The organism is Ruegeria sp. AP12, assembly GCF_056540025.1.
Window position 1 is genome coordinate 986,576 of sequence record NZ_JBQFVZ010000001.1, and the last position, 15,787, is coordinate 1,002,362.

Sequence of the window (15,787 nt, forward strand, 5' to 3'; positions counted from 1 at the left end):
GACATGCAAATCGGGTTCATCGGGCTGGGCAATATGGGTGCGCCCATGGCCGCCAATCTGGCCAAAGCCGGTCACACGGTGCGCGGTTTTGATACCGCAGGGGTCAGCGTGGACGGTGTCACCAATGTTGAGACAGCTGCCGAGGCCGTAGCGGACGCGGACGCCGTCATCACCATGCTGCCGAACGGAGCCATCCTGCGCGCCGTCGCCGATCAGATCATCCCCCATATGCAATCCGGTGCCGCTCTGATCGACTGTTCAACCGTCGATGTCGACAGCGCTCGCGCGGTCGCCGATCAGGCCAGTGCAGCCGGGCTGCTCTCAGTCGATGCTCCTGTTTCGGGCGGGATCGGAGGCGCCTCGGCAGGCACGCTGACCTTCATGGCCGGTGGATCCGAAGACGCCTTTGCCAAAGCTGCCCCCCTGTTCGAGATCATGGGGCAAAAGGCCGTGCACTGCGGCGAAGCCGGGGCCGGTCAAGCGGCCAAGATCTGCAACAACATGATCCTCGGCGTCACCATGATCGCTACTTGCGAAGCCTTTGCATTGGCTGACAAGCTGGGGCTGGACCGTCAAAAAATGTTCGACGTCGTCAGCACGTCCTCCGGCTATAGCTGGACCATGAACGCCTATTGCCCCGCCCCCGGCGTTGGCCCAACCAGCCCTGCGGATAACGGCTACCAACCCGGTTTTGCCGCCGAGCTGATGCTGAAAGACCTGCGCCTCAGCCAGCAAGCCGCCGAAAGCGCCGATGCGGACACTCCGATGGGGCAAGCCGCAACGGCGTTGTATGAACAATTCGTCGAAGGTGAAGACGGGAATGGTATGGATTTCAGTGCCATGCTGCCTCGATTCGAGAAACGCGGTCGCGGCTGATCTAACTTTCGTCTTGGGATAAGATACAAAGCCGATCTGCGTATTCGGACAAATCAAACCCAAACGGCATCCGCGCCTGCAGCGCGCGCGCGGATGCCGAAACGCTGGCCGGATCGGCACACGCCTCCTTGCATCCGAACAGAACATGCGTGCCCTCGACTTCAACCTCGCAGGCATCTGCAAAAACCGATTGAAAGTCCGCTTTCTGCTCAGGCAGCCGAGGGTCGCTGTCCACGAAATTCATGCAAACCACGCCCCTGTGCCGAAGCTTGCTGGCGCACATTTCAAAGAACGCGGGCGTGGACAAGGATTGCGGCACACGCCCGTCCGCCGCGAAGCAATCCAGATAGATGTGGTCGAATTGCGCGTCTGTCTGTTCGGCCAAATGCAAGCTGCCATCGGCGCAGGAAATCCGCAGGCGCGGACCGTCTTTCAGACCGAAATACCGGTATGACAGGTCAAGAACTTCCCGATCAATCTCCGAGCCGGTGATCATGACATCATCGAGCAGCGCATGAAGAACCGTGGGCATCCGCCCACCACCGCTGCCCATAACATACACACGCTCGGGCCGTGGCACGAAAGCAAGGCACAACAGCATCGCCTGCGTATAACCACCGGTCAGAGTCAGCGGGTTTGTCAGATCAATGCGCGACATGACTCCGCTGAGCGCGTCGTTGGTCAGAGGAACTCCGCTGGGGCAAAACACCAGAAACAGCTCGCTCCCGCTCTTTGCAACGACCACCTGCCCGATCTGGCCCTGCCGATGCTCGACCAAACCATCCGGCAGATCCTGCAAATGCCTCAGCCGCTGTGCAATAGAGCCGGGTAAGGTTCCCGAGGCGAACACGTTCGGGTCTGGATCGGCCATGCGACCTCCGTTCGCGTTGGACGCACCGACACCGCCGATTTGCCAGGCGCCGTCCCCAATAGACGTATTCCTGGCAGTATGCGTGACTGGTCTACTCGGCGGCAACCGCCTTTGCATCAAGCATCTGTTTCAGATACCGCCCGGTGTGGCTGCGCTCGACCTCGGCCACCTCTTCCGGGGTGCCGGTCGCGACAATCTCACCACCACCGTCACCGCCTTCGGGGCCGATATCGATGATATGGTCGGCGGTTTTCACCACGTCCAGATTGTGTTCGATCACAACAACCGTATTTCCCTGATCGACCAATTCATGCAGCACTTCCAACAGCTTGCGCACGTCTTCGAAATGCAGACCCGTGGTCGGTTCATCCAGAATATACAAGGTGCGCCCGGTGGAACGTTTGCTGAGCTCTTTCGACAGCTTAACCCGCTGCGCCTCGCCCCCTGACAGGGTCGTGGCCTGTTGACCGACCTTGATATAGCCCAGCCCCACACGCGCCAGCGCATCCATCTTGTCGCGGATCGACGGCACGGCTTTGAAGAACTCCTGCGCGTCCTCCACCGTCATGTCCAGCACGTCGGCGATGGATTTGCCCTTGAACTTGATCTCCAGCGTCTCGCGGTTGTAGCGCGCACCCTTGCAGGTCTCGCAGGTCACGTAAACGTCGGGAAGGAAGTGCATCTCGATCTTGATGACACCGTCACCCTGACATGCCTCGCAACGGCCACCTTTGACGTTGAAGCTGAACCGCCCGGGCTTGTACCCGCGCGCCTTTGCCTCAGGGAGGCCAGCGAACCAGTCGCGGATCGGAGTGAAGGCCCCCGTGTAAGTCGCTGGATTCGAACGCGGAGTCCGCCCGATGGGCCGTTGGTCAATGTCGATAACCTTGTCCAGAAATTCCAGCCCCTTGATGGTCTCGCACGGCGCGGGTGTCTGACGCGCGCCGTTCAGACGCATCGAGGCGGTTTTGAACAGCGTCTCGATGGTCAGCGTGGATTTGCCGCCCCCGGACACGCCGGTCACACAGACGAATTTGCCCAGTGGAAAATCGGCGGTCACATTCTTCAGGTTGTTTCCCGTCGCTTTGACTACCGAAACCTTCTTTTTGTTGCCTTTGCGCCGTTCGGTTGGCACCGAAATCTCTCGCGTGCCGGCCAGATACTGCCCCGTGATCGAAGCGGCGTCAGCAGTGATTTCCGCTGGCGTTCCTTTACTGACCACCTGCCCGCCATGCACACCCGCGCCCGGGCCAATGTCGAACACATAGTCCGCCTCGCGAATGGCTTCCTCGTCATGTTCTACGACGATCACCGTGTTCCCCTGATCCCGCAGGTTCTTGAGCGTACCCAGCAGGCGATCATTGTCGCGCTGGTGCAGGCCGATGGATGGCTCGTCCAGCACATACAGAACACCCGTCAAGCCCGAGCCGATCTGGCTGGCCAAGCGGATACGCTGGCTTTCCCCTCCGGACAGTGTGCCACTTGAACGTGATAGCGTAAGGTATTCCAAACCAACGTTATTCAGGAATCCAAGACGTTCGCGAATTTCCTTGAGGATGGCGCGCGCGATCTCGTTCTTCTGCACGCTCAGATGGTTCGGCGCATCCTCAACCCAGGCCAGCGCCTCGCGGATCGACATCTCTACCACCTGACCCACATGCAGGTCCGCGATCTTTACCGCCAACGCCTCGGGGCGCAGGCGGTAGCCTTCGCAGGTGCCGCAGGGGCGGTTGTTTTGGTACCGTTCGAATTCCTCGCGAATCCACGCGCTGTCGGTTTCGCGATAGCGGCGTTCCATGTTCGGTATCACGCCCTCAAAACTGCGCGTGACCTGATAGACCCGCCCGCCTTCGTCATAGCGGAACTGGATTTCCTCATCGCCCGAGCCGCGCAGGAAAACCTGCTGCACCTTTGACGGAAGATCCTTCCACGGCGTGTTCTTGTCGAACTCATAATGCCGCGCGATGGCCTCGATGGTTTGCAGGAAATACGGGGACTTCCCTTTGCGCCATGGGGCCAAGGCACCATCGTACAGCTTCAATGTCTGATCCGGCACGACGAGGCGTTCGTCAAAGAACAGCTCGACCCCCAAACCGTCACAATCCGGGCATGCCCCAAACGGAGCATTGAACGAGAACAGGCGTGGTTCGATTTCGGGAATTGTGAAGCCGCTGACAGGGCAAGCAAAATTCTCACTGAACGTAATGCGTTCCGGATCACCCTCGCGCGGGGCGGTTTCCAGAATCGCAATCCCATCGGCCAAATCCAAAGCCGTGCGCAGGCTGTCGGCCAGCCGGGTTTCCATCCCTTCACGCACGACCAGACGATCGACCACAACGTCGATGTCGTGGCGGAATTTTTTGTCCAGCGTCGGTGGCTCATCCAACTCGTAGAATTCGCCGTCAACTTTTACACGCTGAAAGCCCTGTTTGCGCAGTTCCAGAAACTCTTTCTTATACTCGCCCTTTCGGTCGCGCACGATAGGGGCCAGCAGGTAGCCGCGGGTCCCCTCCTCCATCATCATGATCCGATCGACCATGTCCTGCACCTGCTGCGCCTCAATCGGCAGGCCGGTGGCGGGGCTGTAAGGAGTTCCTGCGCGCGCAAAGAGCAAACGCATATAGTCGTAGATCTCGGTCACCGTACCCACGGTCGAGCGTGGGTTTTTCGATGTTGTTTTCTGCTCGATGGAAATCGCCGGGGACAGGCCGCTGATATGGTCCACATCAGGCTTTTCCATCATGTCCAGGAACTGACGCGCATAGGCCGACAGGCTTTCGACATAACGGCGCTGACCTTCGGCATAGATCGTGTCAAACGCCAGCGAGGATTTGCCCGAGCCGGACAGGCCGGTGATCACCACCAGCTGATCCCGTGGAATATCGACGTCGATCCCTTTCAGGTTATGCTCGCGCGCGCCGCGCACTTCGATGTTCTTCAGCTCAGCCATTCAGGCCCCCAACCAGACAAGTGTCCTAGAAATAGGCGAGCGGCGCTGAGTCTCCAACAGAAAAGTTAGAACAAAGTGTGAACGAACCAATTATTGCCGACACCTACTGACAAGGCGCGACGCAGTTGGGCCTTGCTGGGCAATCGCTGATGCTCTGAGGTGGAAACTAAAGAGGAAAATGGCGCGGTTGACGGGGCTCGAACCCGCGACCCCCGGCGTGACAGGCCGGTACTCTAACCAACTGAGCTACAACCGCGCATCTATTTTCATGGCCTTTATCCTGGACCAAGGATTGCAGCGATGGCGCGGTTGACGGGGCTCGAACCCGCGACCCCCGGCGTGACAGGCCGGTACTCTAACCAACTGAGCTACAACCGCCCGCTGCACGTTCGCTCTGAACGTTGGGGTGTATTATGGCCCCGCCCCGGCATCGTCAAGCGGCGTTTTGAAGTTTTTTCCGAATTCCAGAATTTTACGCACGCGGCTGTCCGGGTGGCGGCATCAGTTTTCAAGCTAGGGTCAAATGGCACGCGGCTGTCCGTGGTTTTTCGCACAGAAGCACCATGCTTCACCCTCAATGTGACACCCCGGCAACAGCACCAGTTATTTCAAGTGAATCAATACACCCCAAAGCAGAATCAACCTAATGCTGCGCGCGCAAAAAGGGCCACATTCCGGGGCCCGGCCAACAAAAAAAGAACGGAGCATAATCTTGAAAAAACTCTTTATCTACAGCGCCCTGTCAGCAACCCTGTCGACCGGCGCGGCGCAGGCTGTCGAACTTACGGGCGGTTATCTTGATCTGGGATATTCAACCTTCACCGACACCGATTTTGGTGACGTATACAACCTGAACGGGGCGGTTGAACTGGCCTTCACCCGCGCGTTCAGCGCCCAGTTGGATCTGGGCGGCTATCGTTTTCAGGACCTCGGCGAAACCGCAACGAACTGGACACTGCACACCAACTTGCACACCAGCGGCAATGCCTCGTTCGGTGCGTTCTACGGTCAGGAAAAGCTGGAAGATGCTGATTTCGACTTTTTCGGAATCGAGGGTGGCTTCGACGCAGGCCCGGCAGAGATCGAAGGTTATATCGGTCGCCAGGAACTGAGCAACGTCTCTGGTCTGGACGGAACAATTTTCGGAGTTTCGGCCACAACCGAACTGAGTGACCGCTGGGACTTCACCGCAAGCTGGGACATTGTCGACAACTTTGTGGGTGCGTTGGATTACAACCTTTTTGCAATCGGCGCCACCTATGCCGCCGCTGACAACGCCGAAGTTTATGGCAATATCGGCGTCGCACACATCTCATCTCCGCTGGTTTCCGGCAGCTCGAACGAGGCCTATGTGGGCGTCGGCGTTCGTGTAAACTTTGGCAACGATCGCGGCACGACATTTGGCCGTCGCGGTGTTCTGGCCAAACTGCCTGGCCTGCCCGGTCTGTAAAACACCAGGGCCCCGGTTTTCCGGGGCCTTTCGTTCTGCGCACGTTAGCCGGGAAAAACTGATCTTCCCGCCCTTGCAGAGCACCAAGACCTGCGGTAAGAGGCCGCCCTATGGGTGATTAGCTCAGTGGTAGAGCGCTTCGTTCACATCGAAGATGTCAGGAGTTCAAATCTCTTATCACCCACCATTCCCCTTTCCAATCGTGTGACTCCGCTTAGCTTGCCACCGGGCGTTGTAACTGCGTATCCTTTTCACAATCGCTGAATTAACGGCGCGTGAACAAGAGGATACGCATGGCCAAACTCAAGCGGGATATTGGCCTTGTGGGTCTGACCTTCATTTCCGTCGGCGGAATCATCGGGTCAGGATGGCTGTTCGGGCCGTTGCTGGCGGTGCAACACGCGGGTCCTGCTGCGATCCTGTCATGGATCATTGGTGCAGTGGCAATGTTCATCCTTGCTATTACATTCGCCGAAATCTCGGCCATGCTACCGATCCCCGGCGGCATCGCCCGCGTACCGCAGTTCTCGCACGGCAACATCGTGTCGATGGCGATGGGCTGGACGGCCTGGATCGGCTACAACACCACGGCCCCGATCGAAGTCGAGGCAATGTTGAAATACCTGGCCCCCTACGCCCCGTGGCTCCACACTGCAGCGACCGGAGATCTGACCGGCGCGGGTATTGCAGTGGCCCTGTTCTTCATGCTGCTGTTCGTCGCCATCAACGCGCTGGGCGTCAAGTTCTTCACCCAGGTCAACGCCGCGCTGACATGGGCCAAGATTGCAATTCCGATTGTGCTGTCGGTGCTTCTGATTGCCAGCCGGTTTGACACGCAGAACTTCTCGCACCCCGACGGATTCGCGCCTTACGGTCTGCAAGGCATCATGGCCGCTGTATCGACCGGAGGGGTGATCTTTTCGTTCATCGGTTTCCGCCACGTGGTCGACATGGCCGGAGAGGTTCGGAACCCGAAATTCGACATTCCCGCCGCTCTGATCCTGTCGATCATCCTGTGCGCAGCGATCTACCTGGGCCTGCAAGTCGCGTTCATCGGTGCGCTTGACGCCGACATGCTGAAAAACGGGTGGAACAGCCTAAACTTTGGCGGCGAAGGCCCGCTGGATGCGGTCATCATGTCCGTTGGGATGGTCTGGTTTCTCAGCCTGCTGAATGTGGGATCGGTCATTGGCCCCTTCGGCAACGGGCTTGTGGCCACCGGGTCGAATGCCCGGATTGCACTCGCCCTGTCGAAGAACGGGTTCCTGCCGCAACGCTTGACGATTCTGTCTACTTTTGGCGTGCCGCTTTGGGCGCTGGCCTTGAACTTTGTAATCGGCATTGTGTTTCTGCTGACGGTGCCCTTTACCACAGTCATCGCCCTGAACGGGGCCGCAATTGTCTTGTCCTTTGCGGTGGGGCCAATCGCCGTTGTCTGCCTGCGCCGCTTGATGCCCGACCACCCCAGATCCATCCGCATCCCCGCCGTCAAACTGGTGGCCGTCACCGCCTTCGCCGTTGCAACTCTGGTCGTCTATTGGAGCGGCTGGGACACCGTATGGCGGCTGGGCATTGCGCTGATTGCAGGGATGGTCCTGCTTTTGGTCCGGTTCCGGGGTCGGCTGGATGAGATGGACGTGACCGAGGCGCTGTGGCTGGTGCCCTATCTGGCGGGCATCGGCCTGATCTCTTACCTCGGTCAGTTCGGTGACGGCGCGCTGAAGCAAATTCCGTTCGGGTGGGACATTGTACTCTGCACCCTGTTCTCGGCGGTAGTTTTCACCCTCGCCGTTCGGTCCGCCCTACGGGATGAAAAGTTTCAACAATACATTGCGGAAGAAGAGATACTGGACCCCAAAAAACCGATTATTGGGTTCTGAAACGAAAAAAGGCGGGGGCCGGCCCCGCCTTTTCAGTTCTTTGCGTCCGCTTAATGCGCCGTGGCCGACGGGCCCGCATTCTCCGCAGCTTTTGCCGCAGCGGCAGCTGCTTCTTCGGCAGCCTCGTCCCATTCGATGGGCTCCGGCTCGCGCACCAGTGCTTGTTTCAACACTTCCGAGACATGTTTGACCGGAATGATTTCCAGCCCTTCTTTCACATTGTCCGGAATCTCGGCCAGATCCTTTTCGTTTTCTTCCGGAATCAGAACTGTCTTGATGCCACCGCGCAGCGCTGCCAGCAGTTTTTCTTTCAAACCACCGATTGGCATCGCGTTACCGCGCAGCGAAACCTCGCCGGTCATGGCAATGTCCTTGCGCACCGGAATACCGGTCAGGACCGAGACAATCGACGTCACCATCGCCAGACCAGCCGAGGGGCCGTCCTTGGGCGTTGCCCCATCCGGCACGTGGACGTGAATGTCCAGCTTGTCGAACTGCGGCGGCTTCACCCCGATCTTCGGCGAGATCGACCGCACATAGGACGAGGCCGCGTCGATGGATTCCTTCATCACATCGCCCAGCTTACCGGTTGTCTTCATCCGACCCTTGCCGGGCAGTTTCAGCGCCTCGATATGCAGCAGATCACCGCCAACGGACGTCCAGGCCAGACCGGTCACGACGCCGATCTGGTCGTCCTGCTCGGCCAAGCCATAGCGGAACTTCGGCACACCCAAGAAATCATCCAGATTGTCCGGCGTCACCGTCACGGTTTCCGCCTCTTTCTTGATGATCTTGGTCAGCGATTTCCGCGCAACCTTGGCGATTTCACGTTCAAGGTTCCGCACGCCCGCCTCGCGGGTATAGGTGCGGATGATCTTTTGCAGCGCCTCATCGGTCAGTTCGAACTCTTTGGCTTTCAGACCGTGGTTCTTGACCTGCTTGCTGATCAAGTGCTGCTTGGCGATCTCACTCTTTTCCTCTTCGGTGTAACCGGCCAGCGGGATGATTTCCATCCGATCCAGCAGAGGCCCCGGCATGTTGTAGCTGTTCGAGGTTGTCAGGAACATCACGTTGGACAGGTCATATTCGACCTCAAGGTAGTGGTCCATGAACGTGCTGTTCTGTTCCGGATCCAGCACTTCCAGCATCGCCGAGGCCGGGTCGCCACGGAAGTCCTGCCCCATCTTGTCGATTTCATCGAGCAGGATAAGCGGGTTCGTGGTTTTCGCCTTTTTCAGCGCCTGAATGATCTTGCCGGGCATTGAGCCGATATAGGTGCGACGGTGGCCCCTGATCTCGGATTCGTCGCGCACACCACCCAGCGAGATGCGGATAAACTCGCGCCCCGTGGCTTTTGCAACCGATTTACCCAGCGAGGTTTTACCCACACCGGGAGGGCCAACAAGGCACAGGATCGGGCCTTTCAGCTTTTTCGAACGCTGCTGAACCGCCAGATATTCGACGATCCGCTCTTTGACTTTCTCAAGCCCATAGTGATCAGCGTCCAGAATGTCCTGCGCGCGGCCCAAGTCCTTTTTGACGCGGGATTTGGTGCCCCACGGCAGCGACAGAATCCAGTCCAAATAGTTGCGCACGACGGTGGCTTCGGCCGACATCGGGCTCATGTTGCGAAGCTTTTTCAGCTCGCCTTCAGCCTTTTCGCGGGCCTCTTTCGACAGCTTGGTTTCGTTGATCTTGGCTTCCAGCTCGGCGACTTCGTTCGAACCGTCCTCACCATCGCCGAGTTCCTTCTGAATGGCCTTCATCTGCTCATTCAGGTAGTACTCGCGCTGCGTCTTCTCCATCTGGGATTTGACGCGGGTCTTGATCTTTTTCTCGACCTGCAGAACCGACATTTCGCCCTGCATCAGGCCATAGACCTTCTCAAGCCGTTCGCTGACGCTGAGCGTCTCAAGCAGTTCCTGCTTTTGCTCAACCTCAATACCCAGATGACCCGACACCAGATCGGCCAGCTTGGCAGGCTCGGTGGTTTCACCAACGGCGGTCAGAGCCTCTTCGGGGATGTTCTTGCGCACTTTTGCGTAGCGCTCGAACTCATCCGCTACAGTGCGCAGCAGCGCCTGTGTGGTGGTCACATCGCCCGGGATTTCGGTCAGATACTCGGCACGCGCCTCGAAAAACTGATCGTTTTCAAGGAATTCCGTGATCTGCACACGCGCCTGTCCTTCGACCAACACCTTGACGGTGCCGTCGGGCAGTTTCAGCAGTTGCAGGACGTTGGCCAGAACACCAGCCTGATAGATGCCGTCCACTTCCGGATCATCGACACCGGGGTCGATCTGGCTGGACAACAGAATTTGCTTATCATCCTGCATCACCTCTTCCAGCGCGCGGACCGATTTGTCTCGGCCCACGAACAGCGGCACGATCATATGCGGGAAAACCACAATGTCGCGCAGCGGCAGGACGGGGTATGAGGAATTCAGAGGCTCTTGCATGCTCTATCCTTATCGTTGGCAAGACGGCTCTGGTCCCTGCTTGAGGCAACGCTTGGCCGTCTCCTGTCTTGGATGGTTAAAGGTGGGGCTGTCACCGCCCTATTTCAACCTCACCATCATGTCTCTGGCGCAGCATGACCCGAGGTTTTCCGGACTGCAAGGCGTCCCGGAAACATATCCACCGAAATTAACGCACCCTGCGTGAGAAATACGCAGGCAAAAAAGATCAGAACACGCGCTGCACGGCGCGGGACAGGAAAAACCCGTGGCCGTCCTGATTGCGACACTCCAGACCTTTCCGCGAGGAGCTACAGGTAAACCCACCAAACTGGCCCGTGACACCATATTCCGCACGGTTAAACCCGCCGCGGTTTCGATTCAGCGGCTGGCACAGCATTTCCACGGGGCCGGTATTGAACATCAGGAAATCATGGCCCCAGTCGGATTGGCAGTCGGAAGGCCGAGGTAACGCGGGCTGGCCGGACTTTTCGATTATCGTGCACTGGATATCAGAAGACTCAGCGCCTTCGCCCACCGAACACTGAATATTTTCGGAAGGGGTTTCAAAGGTCCAGACATCTGAAATGACAGGTGTCGCGCAGAAAATTGCTGCGCCGAGAAAAAGGCGAAACATAAAAACTCTCCGGGTCACGAACTAAAAATAACATTGCTTAAAGTGTCCTCAGACTACCTGAAAACCACGCAATTGTCACCCGAACGGGACGGCTATAGCGGCTCGATATCGCCCTGCGCGCGCGTTGCATGGAAATCGGCCTGCCACGCATCGAAGCTTCCGGCCGAGATGGCATCCCGCATGCCCTGCATGATCTCCTGGAAATAATGCAGGTTGTGCCAGGTCAACAACATGCCCGAGATCATCTCGTTCGACCGGAACACATGATGCAGATAGGCGCGCGAATAATTCGAACAGGCCGGGCACGAGCATTCCTGATCCAGTGGGCGCGGGTCGTCCGCATGCCGCGCGTTTTTGATGTTCACCACGCCACGACGGGTGAAAACCTGTCCGGTACGGCCAGAGCGCGACGGTAGGACGCAATCCATCATGTCCACACCGCGCGCCACCGCGCCGACGATGTCATCCGGCTTGCCCACGCCCATCAGATAGCGTGGCTTGTCGGTGGGCAGGAAATCGGGGGCGTAGTCGAGGCAGTCAAACATCGCCTCCTGCCCTTCACCCACGGCCAGACCGCCAATGGCGTAACCTTCGAAACCAATGGCTTTCAGCGCCTCGGCGCTTTCTTCCCGCAGATCCTGTTCCAAACCGCCCTGCATGATCCCAAACAGCGCGTGACCCGGACGATCCCCAAATGCATCGCGCGACCGCTCGGCCCACCGCATCGACAGGCGCATCGACTCGGCAATCCGCTCCCGATCGGCGGGCAGCGAGGGGCATTCGTCGAAACACATCACAATGTCCGAGCCGAGCAGGCGCTGAATTTCCATCGACCGTTCCGGCGTGAGTTCGTGCTTGGACCCATCCACATGAGATTTGAAGGTCACGCCCTTCTCGGTCAGCTTGCGCAACCCGGCCAGCGACATAACCTGAAACCCGCCCGAGTCGGTCAGAATGGGCCGCTCCCAATTCATGAATTTGTGCAGGCCCCCCAGACGGTCAATCCGCTCGGCCGTTGGGCGCAGCATCAGATGGTAGGTGTTGCCCAGCAGAATATCCGCCCCGGTCGCGCGCACGCTTTCCGGCATCATTGCCTTGACCGTCGCCGCTGTTCCAACAGGCATGAAGGCCGGTGTGCGCACCTCGCCCCTTGGCGTGTTGATCACGCCGGTACGGGCCTTGCCATCGGTGGCTTTCAGCTCAAAAGAAAACTGCTGGGTCATATCATCGTCTCTGATCGCGGAACCGGGCAGGCTTTGCCCGATCCACCGGTGCTTTGCAACCCGTCAGGGCAGCGAGGCGACGCGGGCGGTAAACAGATCCACGACCCCTGCCCCGTCCACATCCCGACAGACCGAGACCCTTGGGCGACCGTCATGTGGCACCGTGGCCCCCAGCGCAGCGCCTTCAGTGGTGACGTGCAATCCAGTCTGAACGATCTCGAACATATGATCATGGGTGCAGGCGATCACTGCGGTCGAGTCGTGCAGGCCGCAGCCTTCCAACCCGCCGATATCCTTGTAGAACTTCAGATAAAACCGCGAAATATCGCGCAGGAATGCGCCCATATTGGGTGACTGATCTGCCAGCGCCTCGAAATCTGCGGTTTCGTACAGGGTTTTCAGCGTGACATCCAAACCTACGACCACTGTCTCTGGCGGCGCGGCGAACACCGCATCGGCTGCCTTGGCGTCGTGGTAGATATTCGCCTCGGCATGTTCGGTGATATTGCCGGGGCAATAGACAGCACCGCCCATGATGACCAACCGTTTAAGGTTCTGCGCGAACTGGGCATCCAGCTTCATGGCGTCGGCGATGTTGGTCAGTGGACCAACGGCGCAGACGACCAGCTCACCCCGATGTTGACGTGCCATGTCGGCCAGAAATTCGGCCGCGGACAAGTCGTGGTTCTGCCCGATCTCGGGAATATCAGCCAGATCGCCAAAGCCCTCGGGACCATGCACATGCTCGGACGGGCTGTGGCTGTCCTGCCCGTGGGCAAATGGCGCGCCTTGGGCGACCGGAATGCCCAAGTCCAGCTTATCGACCAGAAACCGAGCGTTTCGGCTGGATTGGTGGACATGCGTGTTGCCAAAAACAGTGGTCAGCCCGATCAGGTCAATCTCGGGCGCGGCAGCGGCGTAGGCGATGGCCATGGCATCGTCGATACCGGGGTCTGTGTCGATAATCAGTTTCATCCCGTTCCGATAGCGCAATCAGACACAGATGCAAAGCGATCACTGTCACTGCTTGCAACCGTCCGAATGGGCCATACCGCTATTTGCAACCGCCTGCATTCACGCCATACCAGAGTTGAAATCGGGCGACTCAATCCCCAAATGTATACTAATGTACACAATAAAAGAGGACAGTTATGACAGAAGAGCAGATCATTGGATTGCTTTCGTCGAATATCATTTACTTTTTGGCCGCCATTCTGGTGGTCATCGTTACGCTCAAAGGCATCAAGATCGTTCCCCAATCCGAAAAATACGTGGTTGAACGGTTCGGACGCCTGCACTCGGTGCTTGGCCCGGGCATCAACTTTATCGTTCCGTTTCTGGATGTTGCACGCCACAAGATATCCATTCTGGAACGCCAGCTGCCCAATGCGACACAAGACGCGATCACCAAGGACAACGTGCTGGTTCAGATCGACACCTCGGTCTTCTACCGCATTCTTGAGCCTGAAAAGACCGTGTACCGTATCCGCGACGTGGACGGCGCGATTGCCACCACCGTTGCCGGTATCGTCCGCGCCGAGATCGGTAAAATGGATCTGGATGAGGTTCAGTCGAACCGCGCCCAGCTGATCGCTCAGATTCAGGAAAGCGTCGAAACCGCCGTGGATGACTGGGGCATCGAAGTGACCCGGGCCGAGATCTTGGACGTGAACCTCGATCAGGCCACCCGCGACGCGATGTTGCAACAGCTGAACGCCGAACGCGCCCGCCGCGCGCAGGTGACCGAAGCCGAAGGTCAGAAACGCGCCGTGGAACTGCAGGCTGACGCCGAGCTTTATGCCGCAGAACAAACCGCCAAAGCCCGCCGCATTCAGGCCGAGGCCGAGGCATATGCCACCGGCGTCGTCGCCAAGGCCATTCAGGACAACGGGATCGAGGCCGCGCAGTATCAGGTTGCGCTGAAACAGGTGGAATCGCTGAACGCGCTGGGCAATGGCACCGGCAAACAAACGATTGTCTTGCCTGCAAATGCTCTGGAAGCCTTTGGCGATGCGTTCAAGATGCTGAAAGGAGGCAAGTGATGGCCGACCCCTTCTGGCTGACATGGTGGATCTGGTTGGCGGGCGCTTTGGCGCTCGGCATCCTCGAAATCGTTCTGCCCGGTTTTATCTTTCTGGGCTTTGCCATCGGGGCCGCTGTGACCGGGCTGCTGCTTATCCCGGGGCTTGCCCCATCGCTGCCGGTTGTGCTGCTGATCTTCGCAGTGCTGTCGCTGATCGCGTGGCTGGGCCTGCGCCGAACCTTTGCGCACCCGCATGGGCAGGTGAAAACCTTTGAGCATGATATCAACGACTAACGTCAAGGGCCGCGCGGCGGCCTTTGCAGCACTGGACGCTGCCACAGCCATTCCCTATATAATCACTCAGGCAACCGACCCGAGGCGAAGATGACGCACCCGAGCGAACACTTAGAAGGCACACCGCTGATTGCACCTTCGACAATTGAACACCCCCTTTACGACCAGGTGGTCGAGGCGTGCAGAACGGTCTATGACCCTGAAATTCCTGTCAATATCTATGACCTCGGCCTGATCTATACGATCGACATCAAGGACGACAACGCGGTCAAGGTGATCATGACACTGACCGCGCCCGGCTGCCCGGTTGCGGGCGATATGCCCGGCTGGATCATGGAAGCCATCGAACCGGTTCCGGGGATCAAAGAAGTGGACGTTGAACTGACGTGGGAGCCGCCCTGGGGCATGGAGATGATGTCGGACGAAGCCCGGCTTGAACTCGGGTTCATGTGATCGCGCCTAAGGCATTGTCACAAAAGGTTAATCCATCCGTTACCGAACTGTAGGCCCGCTGTCACATTTCTGCGGGACACATACGGCGCGTCGACAACCGCCAAGGTTTAGTTCTGTCATGCGCATGGGCCGGTACCGACTGTGCCATCCCCCATCCCCGGCCCGGAAATTGGACCGCTCTTGCCCGAGAGCGGTCTTTTCTTTTTTCGGATGCGCTGGGGCCTAACTCAGACCGCAGGTCGCTTTGATGTCCGCGGCCCGCTGGTCCAGCTCTTTGACGTAGTCGCCGGACAGCATTTGCAGCCTTTTGTTCTCGGTCCCGGTCACAAGACCCAGTAATGCACCTGCCGGAGTGATCGCGGCGACGCTTTCCAATTGCTGGTCCTGAGCGTGTTTCTTTTCCGATGCAATCGCCCGCAGATCCCCTTCGGCTGTGGCACAATTGATCGGATGCCGTTTGAGTGTTGTGTCCGCATAAGCGGGAATGGCCGTGATCATGGCTGCGGTGCCGATCAAGGCAGTATAAAAAATTGCATTAGCCTTGTCGCGTAACCCATTCATTTCAATATAACTCCATATAGTAATTTGATCTCTGGCCGACTTTGGCAGACTGTTTAGGGTCAGGCTACGCGCATCCGTCACGTCAACGCAACCCGCGCAAGCCGGTGGTAAAT

13 protein-coding genes and 3 tRNA genes are annotated in these 15,787 nt (G+C 58.3%); 7 read left to right on the forward strand and 9 right to left on the reverse strand.

The window, feature by feature from the left end; genetic code table 11:
• Positions 1 to 3: 3 nt before the first annotated feature.
• Positions 4 to 876, forward strand: a complete 873-nt coding sequence (gene mmsB, locus ACR0E6_RS04990) for a 3-hydroxyisobutyrate dehydrogenase (protein ID WP_170450924.1) — start codon at positions 4 to 6, stop codon at positions 874 to 876.
• A gap of 1 nt (position 877) precedes the next feature.
• Here mmsB and ACR0E6_RS04995 read toward each other — a convergent pair whose 3' ends face one another.
• The 4 genes from ACR0E6_RS04995 to ACR0E6_RS05010 all read right to left on the reverse strand — a co-directional run bounded on the left by ACR0E6_RS04995 (position 878) and on the right by ACR0E6_RS05010 (position 5,075).
• Positions 878 to 1,747 carry a fused MFS/spermidine synthase gene (locus ACR0E6_RS04995; RefSeq protein WP_480581358.1) on the reverse strand — a complete coding sequence of 290 codons (870 nt, stop codon included), beginning with the start codon at positions 1,745 to 1,747 and terminating at the stop codon, positions 878 to 880.
• A 91-nt stretch (positions 1,748 to 1,838) separates the two neighbouring features.
• A complete protein-coding gene (uvrA, locus tag ACR0E6_RS05000) occupies positions 1,839 to 4,697 on the reverse strand; it encodes an excinuclease ABC subunit UvrA (protein ID WP_480581360.1) in 2,859 nt (952 codons plus the stop codon).
• 179 nt (positions 4,698 to 4,876) lie between these two features.
• A tRNA-Asp gene (locus ACR0E6_RS05005) sits at positions 4,877 to 4,953 on the reverse strand.
• A 45-nt stretch (positions 4,954 to 4,998) separates the two neighbouring features.
• Positions 4,999 to 5,075, reverse strand: a tRNA-Asp gene (locus ACR0E6_RS05010).
• Positions 5,076 to 5,409: 334 nt separating this feature from the next.
• On the opposite strand from ACR0E6_RS05010, the gene ACR0E6_RS05015 reads away from it, so the two are divergent.
• From ACR0E6_RS05015 to ACR0E6_RS05025, 3 genes are all read left to right on the forward strand, one after another.
• Positions 5,410 to 6,147 carry a porin gene (locus tag ACR0E6_RS05015; protein ID WP_480581362.1) on the forward strand — a complete coding sequence of 246 codons (738 nt, stop codon included), beginning with the start codon at positions 5,410 to 5,412 and terminating at the stop codon, positions 6,145 to 6,147.
• A 112-nt stretch (positions 6,148 to 6,259) separates the two neighbouring features.
• Positions 6,260 to 6,334: transfer RNA gene (locus ACR0E6_RS05020), tRNA-Val, on the forward strand.
• A gap of 106 nt (positions 6,335 to 6,440) precedes the next feature.
• Entirely contained in the window at positions 6,441 to 8,027 is a 1,587-nt protein-coding gene (locus ACR0E6_RS05025; RefSeq protein WP_480581364.1) for an APC family permease, read from the forward strand.
• Positions 8,028 to 8,077: 50 nt separating this feature from the next.
• On the opposite strand, the gene lon is transcribed toward ACR0E6_RS05025, so the two are convergent.
• The 4 genes from lon to ACR0E6_RS05045 form a co-directional block, all read right to left on the reverse strand.
• A complete protein-coding gene (gene lon, locus ACR0E6_RS05030) occupies positions 8,078 to 10,486 on the reverse strand; it encodes an endopeptidase La (protein ID WP_480581366.1) in 2,409 nt (802 codons plus the stop codon).
• A gap of 226 nt (positions 10,487 to 10,712) precedes the next feature.
• On the reverse strand, positions 10,713 to 11,120 hold the full coding sequence (locus ACR0E6_RS05035; protein WP_170450936.1) for a DUF6636 domain-containing protein: 408 nt from the start codon (positions 11,118 to 11,120) through the stop codon (positions 10,713 to 10,715).
• A gap of 92 nt (positions 11,121 to 11,212) precedes the next feature.
• A complete protein-coding gene (tgt, locus tag ACR0E6_RS05040; RefSeq protein ID WP_170450938.1) occupies positions 11,213 to 12,343 on the reverse strand; it encodes a tRNA guanosine(34) transglycosylase Tgt in 1,131 nt (376 codons plus the stop codon).
• Between the two features lie 63 nt (positions 12,344 to 12,406).
• Positions 12,407 to 13,318 (reverse strand): nucleoside hydrolase, encoded by a 912-nt coding sequence (locus ACR0E6_RS05045; RefSeq protein ID WP_480581368.1) that lies wholly within the window; start codon positions 13,316 to 13,318, stop codon positions 12,407 to 12,409.
• A gap of 176 nt (positions 13,319 to 13,494) precedes the next feature.
• Between ACR0E6_RS05045 and ACR0E6_RS05050 the strand changes: the two genes are divergently transcribed.
• From ACR0E6_RS05050 to ACR0E6_RS05060, 3 genes are all read left to right on the forward strand, one after another.
• Positions 13,495 to 14,385: an SPFH domain-containing protein gene (locus ACR0E6_RS05050; protein WP_170450943.1), complete on the forward strand. Its 891-nt coding sequence runs from the start codon at positions 13,495 to 13,497 to the stop codon at positions 14,383 to 14,385.
• Complete coding sequence (locus ACR0E6_RS05055; RefSeq protein WP_480581370.1) at positions 14,385 to 14,660, forward strand: NfeD family protein; 276 nt, start codon at positions 14,385 to 14,387, stop codon at positions 14,658 to 14,660. The genes ACR0E6_RS05050 and ACR0E6_RS05055 overlap by 1 nt, the downstream gene beginning before the upstream one ends.
• A gap of 90 nt (positions 14,661 to 14,750) precedes the next feature.
• A complete protein-coding gene (locus ACR0E6_RS05060; protein ID WP_170450947.1) occupies positions 14,751 to 15,113 on the forward strand; it encodes an SUF system Fe-S cluster assembly protein in 363 nt (120 codons plus the stop codon).
• 222 nt (positions 15,114 to 15,335) lie between these two features.
• Here the strand turns inward: ACR0E6_RS05060 and ACR0E6_RS05065 are convergent, their stop codons facing one another.
• The gene (locus ACR0E6_RS05065) at positions 15,336 to 15,674 is read right to left on the reverse strand and encodes a hypothetical protein (protein ID WP_480581372.1); all 339 of its coding nucleotides are present in this window, start codon (positions 15,672 to 15,674) and stop codon (positions 15,336 to 15,338) included.
• Between the last annotated feature and the right edge of the window lie 113 nt (positions 15,675 to 15,787).

Excerpts from the sequence above, each read along its gene's own strand:
- mmsB (WP_170450924.1), top strand. The coding sequence starts at position 4 with ATGCAAATCGGGTTCATCGGGCTGGGCAATATGGGTGCGCCCATGGCC.
- ACR0E6_RS04995 (WP_480581358.1), bottom strand. The coding sequence starts at position 1,747 with ATGGCCGATCCAGACCCGAACGTGTTCGCCTCGGGAACCTTACCCGGC.
- uvrA (WP_480581360.1), bottom strand. The coding sequence starts at position 4,697 with ATGGCTGAGCTGAAGAACATCGAAGTGCGCGGCGCGCGCGAGCATAAC.
- ACR0E6_RS05025 (WP_480581364.1), top strand. The coding sequence starts at position 6,441 with ATGGCCAAACTCAAGCGGGATATTGGCCTTGTGGGTCTGACCTTCATT.
- lon (WP_480581366.1), bottom strand. The coding sequence starts at position 10,486 with ATGCAAGAGCCTCTGAATTCCTCATACCCCGTCCTGCCGCTGCGCGAC.
- ACR0E6_RS05035 (WP_170450936.1), bottom strand. The coding sequence starts at position 11,120 with ATGTTTCGCCTTTTTCTCGGCGCAGCAATTTTCTGCGCGACACCTGTC.
- tgt (WP_170450938.1), bottom strand. The coding sequence starts at position 12,343 with ATGACCCAGCAGTTTTCTTTTGAGCTGAAAGCCACCGATGGCAAGGCC.
- ACR0E6_RS05045 (WP_480581368.1), bottom strand. The coding sequence starts at position 13,318 with ATGAAACTGATTATCGACACAGACCCCGGTATCGACGATGCCATGGCC.
- ACR0E6_RS05050 (WP_170450943.1), top strand. The coding sequence starts at position 13,495 with ATGACAGAAGAGCAGATCATTGGATTGCTTTCGTCGAATATCATTTAC.
- ACR0E6_RS05055 (WP_480581370.1), top strand. The coding sequence starts at position 14,385 with ATGGCCGACCCCTTCTGGCTGACATGGTGGATCTGGTTGGCGGGCGCT.
- ACR0E6_RS05060 (WP_170450947.1), top strand. The coding sequence starts at position 14,751 with ATGACGCACCCGAGCGAACACTTAGAAGGCACACCGCTGATTGCACCT.
- ACR0E6_RS05065 (WP_480581372.1), bottom strand. The coding sequence starts at position 15,674 with ATGAATGGGTTACGCGACAAGGCTAATGCAATTTTTTATACTGCCTTG.